The 18,691-nt window shown below is 66.2% G+C and carries 17 protein-coding genes; 6 read left to right on the top strand and 11 right to left on the bottom strand.

The genetic code is table 11. From position 1 onward, the window contains the following. Together ACT4N8_RS03955 and ACT4N8_RS03950 are read right to left on the bottom strand one after the other, a co-directional pair. On the bottom strand, positions 1-558 hold a 558-nt coding region (locus tag ACT4N8_RS03955), incomplete at its 3' end, for a DUF4238 domain-containing protein (RefSeq protein WP_444856834.1). Positions 559-749: 191 nt separating this feature from the next. Then, positions 750-1,100, bottom strand: a complete 351-nt coding sequence (locus ACT4N8_RS03950; RefSeq protein ID WP_444856833.1) for a hypothetical protein — start codon at positions 1,098-1,100, stop codon at positions 750-752. Between the two features lie 235 nt (positions 1,101-1,335). Between ACT4N8_RS03950 and ACT4N8_RS03945 the strand changes: the two genes are divergently transcribed. After that, the gene (locus tag ACT4N8_RS03945) at positions 1,336-1,659 is read left to right on the top strand and encodes a YnfA family protein (RefSeq protein WP_444856832.1); all 324 of its coding nucleotides are present in this window, start codon (positions 1,336-1,338) and stop codon (positions 1,657-1,659) included. A gap of 67 nt (positions 1,660-1,726) precedes the next feature. Here ACT4N8_RS03945 and ACT4N8_RS03940 read toward each other — a convergent pair whose 3' ends face one another. The 6 genes from ACT4N8_RS03940 to ACT4N8_RS03915 all read right to left on the bottom strand — a co-directional run bounded on the left by ACT4N8_RS03940 (position 1,727) and on the right by ACT4N8_RS03915 (position 7,615). Then, positions 1,727-2,131 (bottom strand): single-stranded DNA-binding protein, encoded by a 405-nt coding sequence (locus tag ACT4N8_RS03940; protein WP_444856831.1) that lies wholly within the window; start codon positions 2,129-2,131, stop codon positions 1,727-1,729. Positions 2,132-2,416: 285 nt separating this feature from the next. Continuing rightward, positions 2,417-3,334, bottom strand: a complete 918-nt coding sequence (locus ACT4N8_RS03935) for a HEPN domain-containing protein (RefSeq protein WP_444856830.1) — start codon at positions 3,332-3,334, stop codon at positions 2,417-2,419. A 244-nt stretch (positions 3,335-3,578) separates the two neighbouring features. Continuing rightward, positions 3,579-4,535, bottom strand: a complete 957-nt coding sequence (locus ACT4N8_RS03930) for a DUF2493 domain-containing protein (protein ID WP_444856829.1) — start codon at positions 4,533-4,535, stop codon at positions 3,579-3,581. Positions 4,536-4,828: 293 nt separating this feature from the next. After that, positions 4,829-4,981, bottom strand: a complete 153-nt coding sequence (locus tag ACT4N8_RS03925) for a hypothetical protein (protein WP_444856828.1) — start codon at positions 4,979-4,981, stop codon at positions 4,829-4,831. Positions 4,982-5,007: 26 nt separating this feature from the next. Continuing rightward, the gene (locus ACT4N8_RS03920; protein WP_444856827.1) at positions 5,008-5,244 is read right to left on the bottom strand and encodes a sigma-70 family RNA polymerase sigma factor; all 237 of its coding nucleotides are present in this window, start codon (positions 5,242-5,244) and stop codon (positions 5,008-5,010) included. A 352-nt stretch (positions 5,245-5,596) separates the two neighbouring features. Then, positions 5,597-7,615, bottom strand: coding sequence for a chromosome partitioning protein ParB (locus tag ACT4N8_RS03915; RefSeq protein WP_444856826.1), 2,019 nt, complete (start codon positions 7,613-7,615; stop codon positions 5,597-5,599). A gap of 279 nt (positions 7,616-7,894) precedes the next feature. On the opposite strand from ACT4N8_RS03915, the gene ACT4N8_RS03910 reads away from it, so the two are divergent. Then, complete coding sequence (locus ACT4N8_RS03910; RefSeq protein ID WP_444856825.1) at positions 7,895-9,040, top strand: phospholipase D family protein; 1,146 nt, start codon at positions 7,895-7,897, stop codon at positions 9,038-9,040. Between the two features lie 119 nt (positions 9,041-9,159). Here the strand turns inward: ACT4N8_RS03910 and ACT4N8_RS03905 are convergent, their stop codons facing one another. Continuing rightward, complete coding sequence (locus ACT4N8_RS03905) at positions 9,160-9,738, bottom strand: hypothetical protein (protein WP_444856824.1); 579 nt, start codon at positions 9,736-9,738, stop codon at positions 9,160-9,162. Between the two features lie 237 nt (positions 9,739-9,975). Between ACT4N8_RS03905 and ACT4N8_RS03900 the strand changes: the two genes are divergently transcribed. Genes ACT4N8_RS03900 through ACT4N8_RS03885 form a run of 4 tightly spaced genes read left to right on the top strand, consistent with a single transcriptional unit; the run spans position 9,976 to position 13,375 of the window. Next, a complete protein-coding gene (locus tag ACT4N8_RS03900; protein ID WP_444856823.1) occupies positions 9,976-10,170 on the top strand; it encodes a hypothetical protein in 195 nt (64 codons plus the stop codon). Beyond that, positions 10,106-11,428: a cupin domain-containing protein gene (locus tag ACT4N8_RS03895; protein WP_444856822.1), complete on the top strand. Its 1,323-nt coding sequence runs from the start codon at positions 10,106-10,108 to the stop codon at positions 11,426-11,428. Before ACT4N8_RS03900 ends, ACT4N8_RS03895 begins: the two co-directional genes overlap by 65 nt. Before the next feature lie 31 nt (positions 11,429-11,459). Then, on the top strand, positions 11,460-12,596 hold the full coding sequence (locus ACT4N8_RS03890; protein ID WP_444856821.1) for a hypothetical protein: 1,137 nt from the start codon (positions 11,460-11,462) through the stop codon (positions 12,594-12,596). Then, positions 12,593-13,375, top strand: a complete 783-nt coding sequence (locus ACT4N8_RS03885; protein ID WP_444856820.1) for a class I SAM-dependent DNA methyltransferase — start codon at positions 12,593-12,595, stop codon at positions 13,373-13,375. The genes ACT4N8_RS03890 and ACT4N8_RS03885 overlap by 4 nt, the downstream gene beginning before the upstream one ends. Here ACT4N8_RS03885 and ACT4N8_RS03880 read toward each other — a convergent pair. Together ACT4N8_RS03880 and ACT4N8_RS03875 are read right to left on the bottom strand one after the other, a co-directional pair. Further along, complete coding sequence (locus ACT4N8_RS03880; RefSeq protein WP_444856819.1) at positions 13,372-17,616, bottom strand: strawberry notch-like NTP hydrolase domain-containing protein; 4,245 nt, start codon at positions 17,614-17,616, stop codon at positions 13,372-13,374. The genes ACT4N8_RS03885 and ACT4N8_RS03880 overlap by 4 nt on opposite strands. A gap of 81 nt (positions 17,617-17,697) precedes the next feature. Beyond that, the gene (locus ACT4N8_RS03875) at positions 17,698-18,600 is read right to left on the bottom strand and encodes a DUF7146 domain-containing protein (RefSeq protein ID WP_444856818.1); all 903 of its coding nucleotides are present in this window, start codon (positions 18,598-18,600) and stop codon (positions 17,698-17,700) included. Positions 18,601-18,691 lie beyond the last annotated feature (91 nt).

The following is an 18,691-nucleotide window of genomic DNA, read 5'->3' as shown; positions in this document are numbered from 1 at the left end:
GGCATCAGACGGCATCGCCATGGCCGGATCCTCGTCGGGATCAAATCCCATGTCGCGGACAACTTCTCGGACCCGGCCGGCCAAATGCCTGGGGGTCGAGCGAGTGAAGTGGGTGCGAAGAAGCTGGGTCGCGACAAGATCCGCAAGGGCCAGGCGGTCGTCTGACCGCAGCCATGTTATCGAGCGGCGCTCGACGATCTCGCCGATCAGCCGAGCCGAGCGCGCGTCGACCTCTGCGAACAGATGCTCGAAGTTCCACTCGCCACCGTCGAAGAGCACGGTGTTGAAATCCTTCTCCGAGCCGGCATTCAGAATAGATGGGCGAAAGGATTCACCCGATCGCTTGTCGAACACCCAGATCGAGCGACGCTCTACGTCCGCGGCGAAATGGCGGAGCTGTGCCTGCGTGACGAAGTGATGTTTTTTCGGAGGGCGGTTCATATCGCCTAGATAGGAAATGCCGCCGCCGCTTGGAGGGGCAAGGACAACGGGTGCCGCACAGCTCGACGGACCAAGCGGTCGCGCCAATCTGCGCGAGACAATCCAGCTCGCGGCCATATCGGCTGTCTCTCAAAAAAAGATGTGCAGACAATCACTTGTCGAGCATCGCGAGACAGTGCCTTTATCTTGCATTCCCCTTCCCCCTCCATCCACCTGTCCACCTTCATCCGTAGACCAACCCAAGCGAGTCAAAAAAAAGCGGAAGCGACGCGCCTGGCGCCGCTCCCGCACGATCCTTCGACATTCGCTCAGCGCGCTCTTTGGAAGCCCATTTCGGCTTCGGCGCGCTCCTCGAAATTCTGACGCCACAGCATGTCGACTGGAGCCCCTTCGCCATCGACCAGGCACACGCCAACGTGCCAGCGCCCGCCAAGTTTGCTCAGCACCGCGACCCTGGACAGCTCCATATCCTCGCCGTCCGGCGGAAAGCAGACATCGAAATGCTGCCCGAGATAGCGCTCCTTGAGGCGCGCTTCCCAGAGGAAATCCACCGCCTCGGACTCAATCATCCGGCTCGCCAGGATCGCCCCGAACTCCGCCTCGAGCGCCGAAATCCGAGCTTCGAACGCGCCGTTTCCAATCGCAGAAATCATCGTCATCGCACCGTCTCCTTCATCGTCTTCAGGATCGAAGACGGCGCTTCAGACGCGGGCGGCGGCGCGGCTGTCAGGGACGCGACAAGCGCCGCGAAGCGGGGCGTGGGGGAGCCGATTTGCGAAGCAAATTGGGGGAACCGCGCATCCTTGATCAGCCGCGCCGCCGCCCGCCACACTGGGCCGACAACGAGACAAGACCCTCCCCCCGCCGCTCGATCGCTGTTACGCGGCGGAGGTCATGACCGCCTTTGCCTATATCGGAGCGGCGCTCGCCGAGATCGCGGGATGCTTCGCATTCTGGGCCTGGTTGCGGCTGGACAAATCGCCGTGGTGGCTGGTGCCCGGCATCGCCGCCCTCGCGCTGTTCGCCTACCTCCTGACCCTGGTCGAGGTCGAGCATGCGGGGCGGGCTTATGCTGCTTATGGCGGCGTCTACATCACCGCCTCGATCTTGTGGCTATGGGTGATCGAAGGGGCGAAGCCGGACCGGTGGGATGTCATCGGCGCGCTTGTATGCCTGGGCGGCGCGGCCATTATCCTGTTCGGTCCCCGCGCCCCCTAGCGGGTCAATTCACGCCATATACGCGAGAAATGGCCCGGCGACCGAAGCCGCCGGGCCTACAGGGGCCTCAGAAGGGCACATCCTCGTCGAGCTCGCCCTGCTCTTCCGGGGCGGCGTTCTGCCGCGGCCGGCTCAGGAACTGGACGTCGTCGGCAATGATCTCGCAGCCGTAGCGCTCGATGCCCTCGCGGTCGGTCCACTTGCTGTAGTGGATGCGGCCCTTGACCGAGACCTGCATGCCCTTGACGGCGTGCTGCGCGATCACCCGGCCGAGGCCGTTGAAGCACGTGATCCGATGCCATTCGGTGTCCTTGGCGGTGAAGCCGCTGGCATCCTTGTAGGTCTTGCCCTCGCCGTCGCGCTTGGGCCGGCTGGTGCCGAGATTGAAGATGGCGATGTCGGTGCCGCCATTGGTCGAGCGAAGCTCCGGGTCGGCGCCCAGATTGCCGACGAGAAGGACGATGTTGGTCATGTTGCGTCTCCTGAATTCGTCGCCGGGACCACCCCGATCGACAGCCCCAGGAAGGCGAGGCGAAGCGGCGGCGCGCACCGCAGGCGAAGCCGCAGGGGAACCTAAGGACCAAGGCTGGCGCGGGCAGCCCGAAGGGCAACACGGGCCGCAGGGCCGCGGGTTGCGGGCCGAAGCTGCCGAGACAAAAAGGGGCTGGAAGACGGAATCGGGGAGGTCTGGCGTCCAAGGCAAGGACGCTCGCAGACCCTGACCATCGATCGGAGACGCGCTGGCGCGCCGACCAGCTCAGGTCGCTTTGGCGGCCCCAGCCGCGATCCGCAGCTCCTCCAGGCGCTCAATCGAGACCGCCTCGACAAGATCGCGGAGGCGGCGAACGCAGCTGCTCAGAACATCGAGATCCTCGCGGCTGATCTCGTAATTGGCGGAATAGCGCGCCTCGACATAGGCCCGCTTCAGCAGCTCGAAACGGCGCCGATCGAGCTTGGTGGCGCGCGGCCAGGCGTCGATCAGACGCGGCTCATTGTCCTCGGCCAGCGAGCGCAGAAACTTGATGTTGTGAGAGCGCGGAAAGTAGTGCGTCCGCACGAGCAGATAGCAGTCGTAGGCCCGTTCCGTGGCCTGGTGGAGCAAAAAGGCGGCGTCCTTGAGCACTCCCTCGGACTGCGCGAACGATGCAAGCTTGATCGCACTATCGACCTTTCCGAGCCAATCCTCGAGATACGCGGCCGCCATAGTGTAGGCGTCGGCGGGCGTCAGCGGCATGGGCGTCGCCAGCTCATGCTGCGGCAACTCGTAGAGCGCGATGCCGTCGCGAACGATGTCGACCCAGAAATATTCCCCGCGCTTGAGCGCCTGATTCACCTCGTCGATCGAGTGGACGATGATGTTGACGAGCCGGCCGATCGCCGGATCGCGCAGGATATTGTCCTCGGCGACATACCAATAATCGGCGATTTCGGTGAGATCCCGGTGGCTGACGACGATCAACAAATCGAAGTCGGATTGGTAGCCATTGTCCGGCTCGTCGACCCAATCTTCGCGGGCATAGCTGCCGAACAGGATGATCTTGTAGATTTTCCCGTTCTTCCGCCAGGGCTGCGTGGCCCGCGCCGTGGCCTCTTCGAACTCGGCCATCAGGATCCGCGAGACGCGCGCGAGCTCGTCCTGCTGAACCTGCGGCAGATGGTCGATATTGGTTCTCACGAAGCTGTCGTTCCCGTTTCCAGATCAAGATGCAAGCGAGCGATCGGCTACGCGGCGCCGCGGTCGGATGTTGAGAACATGCTTGTGAACATGCGCCATGCCTTGCGACACTGGCCATCCGGGTCCGGGCACCGCGGCCGCACAATGACGGCCAGGCCAGAGTAGGTCGCCCGCCGCGCCACAGGCAAGAGACCTCGGCGAGGGCATGCGCTGAACCGGCCGGACCCGGTCCAGCGCACGGCCTTCAGGCAGCCATGCGCGCGGCATGTTTCGGATTCGTGCCCAAAGGTCCCCGCCGATCGACGACATGGACGCCACGCTCCTTGGCCTGAATGACGAGGCGCTCGAGGACGCCATTGCCGGCGAACGCGACGACATAGCGCGGGTCGAGCGAGAGCATCTGCTCGTTGCGCCTGAAGCCGGCACGCGCGCCGAGACGGCTGTCGAGGCCGAAGGCGACCTGGGCAACCTGACGGCGTTCGGCCCAGGAGGCGGCCAGGCGATCGGCGCCTTTGCCGTCGCCACCATGGACGAGGACCATGTCGGCGACCCGATCGCGCACCTTGTCGAGCGTATCCCAGACGTTGCCGGCGAACGTCCTTGCGTCCTCGGCCGCGGGAAAGGACAGCCGTCCGCCAGCGAAGACGACCGGCGTTCCCTGCGGCATGGCGGCGGTCCGCCGGGCCTCGGAGCGGGCTTTCAGAAAGGCCCGGCCGTCGACGACGGCGGAGGTGAGGCCACGCGAATGATTGAGCCGGGAGCCGCCGGCCGGCCGCCAGGAGGAGCCGGTCTCGTTCATGTAGAGGGAGGCGGCCGCTTCGCGGAAACCCTCCAGCGCAAGCATCGCGGCTTCTGCGGCGCGGGCGCGATCGATCTGGGTTTCCAGCTCGCTGGTGTGGATTTCGGAGCCGTCGGCGGAGGCAAGCAGGCAGCGAATCTCATCGGTCGCGCGATCGATCTGCGCGCTGCGCTTGGCCGCCGCCCGGTGGAAGAGGTTCACCATTCCCCAGGCAAGCTCCTCGGCATCGTGCTCGAGCGCGGTGTCGGGGAACAAGGCGAAAAGGTCGGACCAGACCGCCGAAAGAGTCTGGGTCACGGCGTCGGGATCCGGCGGCTCCGAAATGGCCGTGGGCCCGATCCGCTCGACCTTCAGATGGCCGAGCTCGAGCTGGGCGAGCTGCGCGGCAAGGCTTGTGTGCATGATGGGTCTCCCTCGTGCGACGCCGGAAGATCCGGCGCCTGGAGCCCGACGACCCGGCCCAGCCGCCTCCCCCGCACCGTCCGCGCAGCGGCGGGGAACCCCCGGCCGAGGCTGGCGCGGGCCGCCGCGCGCAGCGTGGCAACACGGGCCGAAGGCCGCGCGGGTTGCGGGAAGGCGGAGCCGGGTCAGGGCCCCTCTGGCGCCGGATTGCGGCATCGAGAAAGACGACCCCGGTCATGCAAAAGCGGTGCTCAGGGATGCTTCAGCGGGACGCCGTCGAGGAACGGAACGCCCTAGCCGATACAGGCTCCCGGCACTCGGGCCAGCGGGACGAAGATCGGATCGATGTCCCAGCGGGCTCGCTGCTCGGCGACGTCGGCCCCGCTGAGGCCCTCCGGAAGCGCGTAGCCCTGATCGAGATAGCCGCGTTCGATGTCGGTTGGCATGGTTCGAACCTCCTTCAGAAACAGGTTCACCAGAAGCGCCACCAAAGGCGCTCCTGCCGCTCGAGGGCGCGGTCCAAGCGGACCAGTGCGCCGGCCAGGAGGCGCTCCACCCTTTCCGGCGTGATGCCGAGGCGTTCGGCAATCTCGTCGTTCGAAAGCCTCTCGCGCGCGCTGAGGATCAGCACTTCGCGCTCGGCGGGGCGGAGACTCCTCGCGGCCTGTTCGAGCCGCTCGGCGGTCAGAGTCGGGCGATCACTCGCCATCGGAATTCTCCTGTGAACTCGGCACGGGTTGGGGGCGGCGGGGAGACCGGGAGGCAATCTGTTCCGACCGTTGCGCCATGGTCGCCAATCTCCTGTGAGGCGTCGGCCGCCCGTCCGGACGGGTGCTGGCCGACAGGTCAGTGAGGCCCTCGGCTAGGCGCGTTGATCGGGGTCGATTGCGTCGGATAGTGGAGAATTGCCCGCATATCCCTTTGGACAATCCCCGTGGCCACTTTTGACTAGGTCCGGATCTCGGACAGCAAGTCCCGTTCGCCGCCCCCAGCCGGTGTCGAGGGGCAAAGCGGGCGGCCCCGGCAAAGGAGCCGCCCGTGAGGAAGAGCCTTAGGAGACCTCAGGCCGCTTCCTCGATCGGCTCGCCGACCGAGTCGCCGACCTCCGCCTGCGCGGCGTCATCGACCCCGCTTTCGTCGGAGACCGTCGCGTCGCTGACGCCATCGCCCAGTCGGCCAAACCGCATCGCGCCCGGCACCCAGGCCAAAGCCGCCTCCTTGACCTCGACCTCGCCGATGAAGTCGCCGGAAAAGATCCGCTCGCTTGACTGGGCGAGCTCGGCCTTCTTGGCGCTTGCATAGCGGGCGGCGAAGGTCGGACCGCCGATGTCCGCAAGCGCGGCGAGCGTGACGCTCTTCGGCACCCGGTCGAAGAAGTTGGCGCCGGTCGGGCGCCACCAGCGCGCCACGTCGATCCCGAGCAATCGGCCGAGATGGTCGTGGAAGGCGCAGGCGCGCGGGCCGCCGAGATTGAGGCTCGCTTCGAGCGTGCGCGCGACCGCATGGCCAAGCCAGCCCGCGCGCGCCTCGTCAGGAAGTGCCCGGAAGGCATCGAACCGCTCGGCGCGCGTCTCGGCGTCCGCCCAACCGCGATCGAGCGCGTCGGCCGCCTCGGCCCGGGCGATCGTCGCCGCCGCCTCGGGGGTCTTGAAGTCAAAGACCGGGTTGGAGGGCGGCATCGCGACCAGGGAAGAGCCGCTCTTTTCGGACGAATGACCGGCCTCTCGATCGATCATCAGGAAGATGGCGAGATCGAGCGCCAGGCCGGGGTCGGCCGCGACATGGACGGCGAGAATGTCGCGCCGCTGCATCGCGAGCTCGTCGACCAGGCGCTGCGAAAGCCCGGCCGCGCGGCCCGGCTTTTCGGCCGGTCCGGCGGAAGCGCCGCCATCATCGCCGCCGGAATCCGCTTCCTCGCCGTCCGAAGAGATTTCGGCATAGCGGCCGGAGTCCAGCCGCGGCCGGCCATGCTCGTCGAGCATCAGGAAGGCGCCGATGCGCGGCTTCAGCTCGTCGTCGATCACGGGCGGCTTGTTGACGATCGCATCGATCCGGTCGCCGAGGTCGCGGATCTTCGCTTCGGCGGCATCCCGGGCGTCCTCGCTCATCTCCTCGTCCTCGAAGCCGAGCGCGATCTCCTCGATCTCCGCCTCGAGCGCATCAACGGCGGCCGATTCCTCCTCGGCCAGCGGCGAAGTCTGGACGGGTATGCGCCGCAGTCCGGCGGTCTGGGCGCCGCCGAGCCAATGTTCGAGCGAGGGCCGGACCCAGCCGAGGCCGGTTTCGGCGGCGGCCTGCGCGGCGAGTTCGTCCATTTTCTCGCAGGCCAGCCGCTCGAGGATGGCGATGTCCAGCCAACGCGCCCCCGACTCCTCGGCGAACAGGTCGCGCTCGATCCGTCCGCCGGCCGCGACATAGGCCTCCTCGCCGACGAGGCGGGCGCGGCGGTCGCTGGCGCTCGCCGTCGCCTGCGTCATCATGCGTCGGATGGAGTCGGGATGGGCGGCGCCATAGCCTCGGCTCATCTGCTCGAACACAAAGGCCTGCCGCTCCCGGTCGGGAGTCGCGGCATAGGCCTTGGCGACGTCGAGGCTGATCTCGCCGGCGCCGAGCGCTTCGAACACAGCCGGAGCGAGCGTCGCGAGCCTGAGCCGGCCTTCGACGAAGCGCACGGTAAGTCCGAACCGCCGGGCGATGCCCTCGACGTCGGAGCCCTGCTCGATGAGAGCCGAGAAGGCGACGCATTCGTCGGCCGGGTTCATTGTCAGCCGCTGGAAATTCTCGGCGAGGCTGGCTTCCCGGGCCTCGGCCGGACCGCCTTCGAGCACGAGGCAGCAGACCTCGTGCCCCTTGGCGAGCTTGCCGTCCTCGGCCAGGCGCTGGAGCGCGCACAGCCTGCGGCCGCCGGCCTCGACGGCGAAGGTGCCGCGCGGCTTGGCCGCTTTGGTCACCACGAGATTCTGGAGACGCCCGCGGGCTTCGATGTCGGCCATAAGCTGGAGGTCGGCCTGCTCGTCCGCCGCCCGCCGCACGTTGCGTGGGCTCGGCACCAGCTTGTTGAGGGGGATGGTCCTGATCATGGGGAGACTCCGGATAAGAGCAGGCGCGGCCTTTCCGCACCCGTCGCTCACCGGCCTCCCGCCTCCTTTCCTCCAAGCTTCAGGTTCGTGATGATATTCCGGGCCGACCTCGGGCGCCCGACTTCTTCTTTGCGCTTACTGGACGCCAACCTCCGCTGAACTTTGGATTGCCCGCCAATCGCTGTACTGAATCGCATCGTTGCCCGATCCGGCAGCTCGAGGCACGGCAACGCAGGTCGCTGGAACCGGGGGGTCGGCCCGCAAAAGTGGAGGTGATCGATGTTTCGTCTGGTCAGCGAGGGGTGGGACGACGTGGTGCTGTGCGCCAGGCGGACGAGTCCTGATGGGCTTCGTATCGTCTGCCCGTTCATCAAGGAGCGGGCGGTGTCACGCATCCTTGAAGCCGGCGCGGGCGGCGTCGAGGTGATCACGCGGTTCGATCTCAACTGCTATTATGACGGCGTCAGCGACCTCGAGGCGCTTGAGGTCCTTCTCGACGCCGGCGCAAGGATTCGCGGAAAGCGGGGGCTGCATTCGAAGGTCTTCCTGTTCGGCGGCGCCAGCGCGATCGGCACGAGCGCGAACGTCACCGACGCCGGCATGCTGCGCAACCATGAGTTCGGGTTCATTTCGGACGAGGCCGAGGTGCTCGCGGCCTGCCAGAGCTATTTCGATCGCCTGTGGCTCAAGTCAGGCGAGGATCTCACGAGAGGGCGGCTCGCCGAATGGCGCAAGGTGGTCGCGGCCGCCCGCCGCAAGGGTGGTGGAGGGACGAGATCGAAGCTTCCGGACCATGGCGCCAGGGGGCCTCGCGGCCCGCTGGCGGCGAGCGCTCGCAAGCCGGACGAATATCCGAACCAGGCATTCTTGAAATTCATGGGGACCGCCGGCGAACGAGCCCCGCTCGACCTCGACATCGCCGACATGGTCGCGGAATCTGGCTGCGCCTGGGCCTGCACCTACCCCACCGCGCAACGACCGCGGCAGATCGAGGATGGCGACCTGCTCTATATGGCCAGAATCGCCGCGCCCGACGATATCCTGATCTTCGGTTACGCGACCGGCTGGCGCCACCGCGACAAGGAGGACGTGGCGACGAAGAAGGAGATCGACGCACGGTCATGGAAGTCGCGCTACAAGAATTACATTCGCGTGCATGACGCGCACTTCGTCGATGCCGAGCTTGGAGTCGGCATATCGATGGCCGAGATGCTGAGCGCTCTCGGCGCGGACGCGTGGCGGTCGACGCAGGACAACGCCCGCGCCGGGCGCGGCAACACCGATCCGTTCCTCTCTTACCTGCGCAAGCCAGGCATGCAGCTCACCGACATCTCCCGCAAATGGATTGATCGGCGGCTGCAAAGGCTGCTGCGCACGCATGGCGAGGTCGACCTGACGAGAAGGCGGTTCCGGGCGCCGAGCTAGCGACTCATCCCCGATGCCGGTCGGCAGTGCGGCGGGGCGTCTAGCCTGAACATCCGCGTTCAGGGCGCGCCAGGAGTCGAATGACGCGCGCGCCACGCTAGTCGTCTGCTGATACTCGCTTAGCCGGAGCGTTCGCCGCCGGCCTCGAGCTGCCCGGCCATGTAGGCTTCGAACTCCTTTTGATCGATCGGGACGTCGAAGAAGTCATTCACCGTCGACATGTGCGAGGCGATATCTTCGAGTTCCTTGGCGCGGGCGTTGATCTTGGCCGCATCGATGTCCTGGGCGCGCTTCACATTCTGCCCGCGACGGCGGGCGCGGACCACGTCGAACGTTCCCTCGTAGGGATCCTGATCGACGTGCCCGTGCGCCAGAATGTTGCGAAAGCCGTTCAACTCTAACAGCCTTCCCTTTCCCACGCCGCCAAGCGGCAGCTGCGGCGCAAGCTTCATCAAGAGCAAGAGATTGGTGGCGCGCTGGTGGAAGGTGCCGTCGGTGAGGCTATCGAGCGCGCCATCCGGTTCGATCTTCGCCACCGCCTTGGTCAGCAAGGCCGAGATCCAGAAATCGACTTCATTATGGGCCAGGATCAGCCGGCCGAGCGCCTTAGTGTAATCTTCGCGAATGGCCGGATCGGCAAAGGGCTCGTCGATCCAGCTTTCATCGAAATCGTCGTTGGGGCCGGTTTCGTCCGCCATGGCTGTCCTCGCGCTGCACAATGTTGAGGGTCGAAGCCGTGGCGGTCAACAATCGGCCCGGAACAGGCGCTCCAGCACTGGCGCGGCGCCGTCGATCGAGACGAACAGCCGGGTCTGATTGCGAATGATCTCCCTGGATGCGCCCTGGCCCTGCATACTCTAGTTTGTCGCATGCGAGCCGTTGACTCAGGCTTTGATCCAATGTCATCATCTAGGCGTCCAATTGAGGAGGATTTCATGGCCGCTCAGCTTGGAGTTTCGCAGTCCACGCCCCTTCCTGTCGCCGCGCTGCTTGGCGAATTGGACGTCGACTCGTTCATTACCGTTCGGGAAAAGCACCGCGTGAAATACCGGTATATGAATCACAATGACGCCGGCGAAGAAGGGAAGCCGCGTAATCCTGAAGATAAAAAGGACGACGACGGCTCGTAAGCCGCGCACGTTGCAGGCTCAAGGAACACTCGTACGGCACGTCGAGCGGGCGCTGAACGTCAGCCTTCCTGCGGAATTCTTCTCGGAGCACTATGGTCGTCGTCATTGCCTGCTGCCTGCCGCTACACCCTCTCATTCCCCCTTTGGCTGGGATGACCTCAACCAGCTCCTCAGGAGTCATCGGCTTTATCCGCCCAGAATACGCCTCGCTCATTCACGCCCGGAGAAACTAACCGGCGTCAATCTGCACGCGTGGACGGTCTCTCGATCACCCGTGGCCACTTCCTGGCTCCGCACTGACCAGCTGCAGCGAGCGTTATCCGGGGGCGGAACGCTCGTGATTGATGGGGTCGAAGAGATCTCGGACTCACTGCGCGAGTTGGCAATCGACCTTGAGGGGTTGTTGCGCGATCGTGTGCGGATGAATTGCTATGCTTCGTTCGGTAGCGATCAGGGATTTGGGGTACACTGGGACGACCATGATGTCTTCGCGCTCCAGCTTGCCGGTCGCAAGAAATGGAGCCTCTACGGATTTTCCCGTGCCGCGCCTCTCGCGTTGGACGTCGAGGCAACCGATCTTCCACCGCCAGAGCCAATCGACGAGATCGAGGTTCATCCCGGAGATGTGTTGTATGTCCCGCGAGGCGCATGGCACACCGTCTTCGGGCTGGGGGAGCCATCGCTGCATTTGGCCATTGGCGTCACCAAACGAAAAGGAGTCGATTTTCTTTCCTGGCTTATCGACAGGATGCGTGATGACCCGGTGGTGAGGAGTGACATCCCTCGGTTCGAAGGCGAAGGAAATGCACTGGCCTACGAGGCACGCCTCAAGAGCATCGTTGCCGACCTCTTGGCCCAGGAGGATCTGCTCGGGCAATTTCTCCGAGAGCAGGATGAGGATGCACCGCCGCCTCTGGTCACCAACCTTCCGTGGGTCATCTCGGCTGATGCGCTGGAGGGCGATGATCCCACCGTCATCTGGAGGGGCAGTCGCGCCAGATTTGAGCTCACTGACGATGGGCAAGTCGTCGTGCACACAGCCGGCAAGGAGTTTGAGTTCGCCGCGCCGGTCCGACCACTGATCGAGCGGTTGGTCGACCGACCTGCTCGCATCAGCGAACTTCAAGCCGAGGTGCCGGCTGCCGCGCGGGTGGTCCCGAAGCTGATACGCGAGCTCGCCCGCGCGGGACTCATCGAACTGGTGATTCGGCCACCCCCCTCGGCTCCATCTCAATCAGATTGGACGCGACGTTCCTGAACTGGCCGTCTCCGATACCAGGTTCCTGCACTTGGCTTGGTGCGATCTGTCCGGGACCGTTCGTGCCAAGATCGTGGCATCAGAAGCCTTCCATCGAAAGCGGGTGGGAACTTCAATTTCAGCGCCGGATCTGAACGGCCGCGTTGACCCCAATCGATCAGTTTGGCTCGCTGCGGACGTCTCGACATTCGCCAAGCTTCCTTGGCTTCCCGATCATGGCCGATTTCTGTGCGATCTCGAAGCAACAGATGCGGGCTGCCAGATTTGTCCTCGGTCCGCGCTGCGCCGGGTCCTTGAGCGGATCGACGAGCGCGGGTTGCACCGGCTGCAGGCGGCCGTGGAGTGCGAGTTCGTCCTGGAGGATGCAGCGCGGCCGGCGAATGTGGGATCTCACTACTGCAATGCAGCGGCGTTGAACGCCAACATTCAAGTGGTCTCGGCAATCGTGTCGGCGATTGAGCAGCAGGGTCTTGGCGTCAGCCACTATCACGCCGAAGCGGGCGAAACCCAGTTCGAGGTGGGTCTCTCTCCGATGAACCCAATGAAAATGGCCGATGCTGTCGTGATTGTGCGCGAAACTATCTCGAACGTGGCGCAAGGGTTCGGGCTTGCCGCGAACCTAAGCCCCTATGTCGAGAGCACTGGTGTAGCGAACGGGCTTCATGTCCACTGGAGCTTTGACGATTGCCCAGAAAAGAGCGGCGATCCGAATTGCCCGGACATCGAAGCGTTCGCGGACGGGTTGCTGCACCATCTCCCTGCTCTCTTGGCGATCACAGCTCCGGCGAGAATCAGTCACGAGCGGCTCAAGCGAAGCAAATGGGCCGGCGCGCGAGCGTCCGTGGAATATGAGATGAGGGGATCCGCCCTGCGAATTCCTACTTCCGTAACCGGAATCCCATCAGGACGGATCGAGTTTCGCGCGCTCGATAATCTTGCAAATCCGCACCTCGCGTTCGCCGCGATGATTCTCGCCGGTTCCATTATTGGAGCGACAGGAGCAAAGAGGAGTACCACTCTCCCCTCGACCGTCACGGAGGCCGTCTCCTGCCTTCGTGCGGACAAGGATTTGAGCGAAGGTCTCGGCGACTACCTGATCCATGTCTTCAGCGAATTGCAACTCTCAGCGGAGGCGCGCGCACCGAGCCTCGATGGCGAGCGGATATGATCCAGCGTCCGCGCAGTGCTGACGTGACAGCCGTTGCAGGCGTCTATGATCGGCTGGCCTACAGCTATCATCTTCTGTTTGACGATTGGTGGGCTCGTGCGCGCGCTTCGGCGGAGAGGATCGACCTCGTATTGCGGTCACGAGGAGTACTTCCCCGAGCCAGACTGCTCGATTGCGCCTGCGGGATTGGAACGCAATCGTTGCCGTTGGCCGCGCTGGGATATGATGTCGTTGGCGTCGATGTGAGCGGAGGATCGGTCCAGCGCGCGAGAGAAGAAAGCCGTAAGAGGGGAATTCTCGCGCGGTTCGAAGACATCGACATCCGCAATGCCCAGTTCGCGCACGAATTTGATGTGGCGATCTCAGTCGACAATTCGCTGGCTCATTTCGATCGAAATGAGCTTCCCGGAAGTTTGACGGCTATCCGGCGGCGCCTGCCTGCCGGTGCAGTTTTCCTTGCATCGATGCGAGACTATGATGCGCTCTTGAACGCGCGGCCGGGAGGATCATCACCTCGTTCAATAGTTAGCAAAGGTTCTTTCCGGATTGTCGGTCAAGGATGGGTTTGGGCGGAAGATGGAAGCGCGGTCGATGTGACGCTGTTCGTCCTTGAAAAGCGATCTGCGTGGCAGGCTAGCCTCTACGAGTTTCGACTCTATCCGCATCGACGGATGGAGATCGAACGAGCCCTTGAGGATGCAGGCTTCACGCAAGTGGCCTGGCATGAGCCTCGCGACACCGGATTCTACCAACCGATTGTAACCGGCATTGCCCGCTAGGTTTTGCGGATGAGCCGCTCCAGCACCTGGGCCGCCCGGTCCGCCGGTACGAACAACCGAGTCTGGTAGCGGACGATCTCGGTGAAGCAGCCATGCGACTTGTACCAAGGAAGCCGCGCCGCCGAGAATCCAGTCAACTCCAGCCGCTGGCTGCCGTTCACCAGCGCGCGCTTCAGGACGAGGTCCTCGACACCGCGGACCGGGAGGGATCGGCCGGAGCGCAGCACCGTCGCGGCCAGCTCGTCGGGCGGGACGTCGAGCGGGATGTCGAGGCCGAGCTTGGTGCCGAGCTCGCCGAGCGCGGCGGCCGGGATCTCGCGCCCGAGCAGCGAGCGGCCGTCGGCGGCGGCGATCCGCATCACCTGAACATGATCGTCGGGCAATTTGTCCCAGACCGGCAGCAACAGCCCGGTCGCGAGGTGCAGCGTCTCCCGGCGCAAGGTTTCCTCTGCCTGCCGGACCTCGGCCTGCCAGACGCATTCGAACGCTTCGCGAGGTGCGGCCTCCCAACTGGTCTCGTCCAGCCGGTCGCAGGGCAGATATTCGCGCTTCAGCGGGCGGATCAGCTCGAAGCGGGCGATCGGCACCCCCTCCTCCGACATCAGGCTGCGGGCTCTGACACGGAGCGCGACCTTGCCGGATCGAGCGTTCAGCATCGGCACGGCGTCCGGACGCGATGCGCTGAGCTCGCGCAGCCACTCGAGGCTCATCGGCCGCAGCCGTCGGGCAAGCTCGATGCGCAAGAGATGGGTGGTGGCGCCGGACCGCGGGTCGGTGCGGATGATCCGGTCCTCGAGGATCTCGAAACTGTCGACCGGCACGGTCTCGACCCCGAGATCGAGGGTCCCGGCCTCGCGCGCCGCCGCGACCCTCGCTTCGACCAGGCCGAGAAACTCGTCGAAGATCGAATTCTGGAGGGCGATGCGCAAGGCGAGCAGCCGGTTCAGCCAGCGCTGGATCGGCGGAAGGTCCTCGCGAAGCGCGCCGTCCTCGCCCTCGAGCTTCAATCCGGTCAGCGACTGGAACTGGCCGAGCGTGACCGAACCGAGCTTGCCGGCGGCCAGCAGATGATACCAGCTGGTGAGGGCGTCCTTGGCGTAGCGGCTTTCGAGATTGTCGGCCGGATCGAACAGATTCTGGCCGCCGGTCTGGCGCTGGCCGCGGGTGAGCGCGCCAAGCGAGTCCAGCCGCCGCGCGATCGTCGAAATGAACCGTCGTTCGCCGCGGACGTCGGTGGTCACCGGCCGGAACAAGGGCGCGGACGCCTGCCGCGTGCGGTGCGTGCGACCGAGCCCCTGGATCGCTGCGTCGGCGCGCCAGCCCGGCTCGAGCAGATAGTGGATGCGCCGGGACTGGTTCTTCGCCCCGAGGCAGGCATGATAGCTTCGGCCGGTGCCGCCGGCGTCCGAGAAGATCAGGATGCTTTTGTCGCCGCGCATGAATGCATCCGTCTCGACCAGGTTCGACCGCCCGGTCCGGTTCTCGATCTTCTGGCGTCCGTCGGCACCGACGACGAGCCGGCGCGTCCGGCCCGTGACCTCGGCGAGCGCGTCCGTTCCGAACCGCTCGATCAAGGTGTCGAGCGCGGTCCCGATCGCGGGCAGCGCGCAAAGCTGCTCGATCAGGTCGTCGCGCGCCCGGAGCGCCTCCTGGCTGTGAACGGGGCGTCCCTCCTCGTCGGACAGCGGCTCGGAGCGGACATTGCCCTCATCGTCGGTGAAGACGCGCATCTGACGGGTCGGGAAAGCGGCGCTGAGATAGTCGATCACATATTCGCGGGGGCTGAGGTCGATCTCGAGCGCCTCCCGTTCCGCCGGGCTGAGCTCGGCGAGCCTTCGGTCGAGCATCGCCTCGGCGGTGGAGACGAGCTGGACGACGACCGCCTGCCCGGCCGCCAGGTCGGCGCCGATCGCGGGGACGAGGCTCGGCAGCTTCATCGAGAGCAGCAACTGGCCGAAGAAGCGCTGCTTGCAGCCTTCGAACCGCGACAGCGCCGCGGACTTGGCGTTCGCGTTCAAGGTGGCGCCGGTCGCGTCATCGACCACTCGGGTCGCTTCGAGCGCCGTCGACAGATTGGCGTGGATGATCGCCCAGGCATCGGCATAAGCATCATAGATGGCGGTCTGTTCGCCGGTCAGCTCGTGCTCGAGCACGTCATATTCGACGCCGGCGAAGGACAGCGCCCGGGCCGTGTAGAGGCCGAGTGCTTTGAGGTCGCGCGCGACCAGCTCCATCGCGGCGATGCCGCCGTCGCGGATCGCGGCGACGAAGGCGGTGCGGTCGGCGAACGCGGTCTCCGGGCCCCAAAGGCCGAGCCGCATGGCATAAGCGAGATTGTTGACGTCCGAGGCGCCGGTCGCCGATGCGTAGAGGATGCGGGCGCGCGGCAGCAGATTCTGAAGCCTGACGCCGGCCACGCCCTGCTCGGATCCCTTGACCTTGCCCCTGCTCCCCTCGCCGCCCGCCGCATTGGCCATGGCGTGCGCCTCGTCGAACGCGATGACGCCGTCGAATTCGGCGGTCGCCCAATCGAGGAGCTGCCGCAGCCGGGTGGCGTCGGCCCGTCCGGAGCGCAGCGTCGGGTAGGTCACGAACAATATGCCCCGGTCCATGGCGATCGGGGCACCCAGCTTCCATTGCGAGAGCGGCTGGATGTCGAGCGGCAGACCGCCGAGCGCCGACCAGTCGCGGCGGGCGTCCTCAAGCAAAGTTTCGTTCTTGCTGAGCCAGATGTGGCGGCCATTGCCGCGAAGCCATTGGTCGAGGATGATGCCGGCCACCTGGCGTCCCTTGCCGGCGCCGGTGCCGTCGCCGAGAAAATAGCCGCAGCGATAAGGCGCTCCGGCCTCGTCGGCCGCCATCGCGCAGCCCTCCCGAGCGGGCAGGAAGAGGCCTGGCAGGTCGCGTTCGAACGCCGAGCCCGCATAGATCAAAGTCTCGAGCTGCGCTTCCGAGAGGCCGCCGCTCGCGACCAGCCCGGCGGGCAAGGTCGGAGCATGGGTCGGCCTCGGCGCGGCGATCGAGCCCATGGCGAGCGACTCGACGAGCGGCGTCGGATGAGCCGAAGCCCCCGGGATTGCCACCCGGCTCGGCCGATAGGGAAGATAGAGCCCGACCTGCTCCGCGACCGGCGCCGGATGGTCGAGCGACCGGTAGACGAGCGGCTCGCAGGCGCGGCCCGCGCCCGTGGCGCGCGCCGGGGAGGCAGGCATGGACGAAGCCGGACGCCGCGCGAACAGCGACAGATTTGGAATGCGCGGCGCGAGCGGCTTGAGCAGCGGCGTGCCGCGCGCCGGCAGCGCCTCGACCAGCGACAGCAGTTGGCCAAGTCGATCGGCCTGGGCCCGGGTCGGCGCGCGCGCGTCGCGCATTTTGTCATAGACGACGAACCGGACCGCGATGCCGGTGCCGTGCTTCGCGAACAGGCCCCGTGCCAGCAAGGCGTCGAGGCGCGGCGTCGCCACCCGGTCGGCTCTGGCGCGCAACGCCTTGCCCGACCCGGACTCGCAAAAGCTCTCCGGCATGATGGCGACGAGCCGTCCGCCAGGCGCGAGGCGGGTCAGCGATCCAAGAAGGTGGCGGGCGGCCGCATAACGATCTTCCCCCCGCCCGAACCCGCGCGCGAAGGGCGGGTTCATGAGGACCAGGGTCGGGCGGATGTCCGGATCGAGCAGGTCGTGGATCAGTTCGCCGTCATGCCCGGTGACCGCCGCGCGCGGATAGGCCGCGGCGAGGCAGCGTCGTCGCCCGGGGTCAATCTCGTTGAGGTGGAGGCGAGCGCCGGCGCGCGCGGCGAGAAAGGCGAGCAGCCCGGTCCCGGCCGAAGGCTCGAGGAGGAGATCGTTCGACGAGGGATGACCGGCAAGGCCGACGAGCCAGGCCAGCGGAAGCGGCGTCGAGAAGGCCTGAAGAGCGATCTGCTCCTCGCCGCGGTGGGTCTGGGTCGGGAGCGAACCGGCCAGTGATTCGAGCCGCTCCAGCGTCTCGGCGGGCTGGCGCTCGTCGAGCGGGGTGAACGATCCGGTGGCCAGCAGGACCTGGGCGAGCTCGAGCGCATCATAGGCATCGCGCAAGGTCCAGCCGCCATCGGCGTCAGAAAGTCCGGTCGCCTCGGACATCAGCGTCCGCAGGGTTTCCCGTCCGGGCGGACGGCCGGCCGCGAGCATCCCGGCGAGAATTTCGGCGGTTTGCAGGATGGGGTCGGGGGCGTCGCCGCTCCGGGGCGCAAGCGCGAGCTGCATGTCGGGTCTCCACTGGCTTGGCCGGGGCGACCATCGCCCGGCCGGTCCAGCGTCCCCCCGCTGCCTTTCCTCTCTCTCGGTTCATGCGCGGATGCGTTCGAGGAGCATGTCGTTCCAGTCGGCGCCCGGGCGCCGCGGATAGCGGGCAAGGATCTCGAGACCGGTCGCCGCAAGCGCTTCACGGGCCAGCTTCTCGGCGCGCTGTCCGCCGGGATCATTGTCCAGGAAGAGGATCAACCGGCGAACCCCAGGCGGGAGGGCGACGCGCGCGAAGCGCTCGGTGCCGAGCGTGGCCCAGCAAGCGACCCCAAAAAGCCCGGTCGCGGCCATCGCATTCTCGATGCCCTCGGCCCACCCCAACGTCCCGTTCCGGACCGGCTGGAGGCGCACGGCGCCTTGCCCCAGACGGCCGAGCGCCCGTTTCGGCAAGGGCAGGTCCGCGAGCCGGGACGTGCGCGGGTCGAGGAAGGTCCGGTGGACGCCGACCAGCCCGGCATCGTCGCGAACGGCGGCAAGCATGGCGGGGCGAAAGATGGCAAGCGCGCCGCGACCATAAGGCGTGCGCGGATGGTAGCGGAGGTCGGAGGTCGCGGGCGCCAGGCCCCGGCCTCGCAAATAGGCTTCCGCCGGCGAGCCTTCGAGCGGACGTGCGGCCGACCAGAGCCTTGCCGCCGCGCCGCGATTGCGGCGGTCTCCATCGGCAGGCGTCCCGATACTCTCGCCGCGGGCCGCGGAGGGTTCGGGCCCAAGCAGCTGCAGCGCGATCAGCGCGCGAATGATCCTGCCGCTCTCGCAGCCGGCGAAGCAGTGGAAGAGCAAGCGGCGCGCGCCCGCGCGGATGCTGAGCGAGGGCGTGCGGTCGTCATGGGCCGGACAGCGGCACATGCCGCCATTTCGCTGCCATGTGCCGCCGAGCCGCTCGACGAGGTCCCGGCCCTCCGCCTCAAGCGATTGCAAGACTTCCGCACTGTTCGGACGACGCACGTCGGCCTCCTTCGCTTCACCGGATCCGGACCCGACCGCCTCCTCCCCTCCACCACCGCCGCTTCTCCGGGGTTTCCACGACCGGCCTGCG

The sequence above is a fragment of the Sphingosinicella sp. genome, assembly GCF_052387495.1.
Classification (GTDB): domain Bacteria; phylum Pseudomonadota; class Alphaproteobacteria; order Sphingomonadales; family Sphingomonadaceae; genus Allosphingosinicella.
The sequence above is the reverse complement of the archived record's forward strand: the minus strand, read 5'-3'. Positions and strand labels throughout refer to the sequence as shown.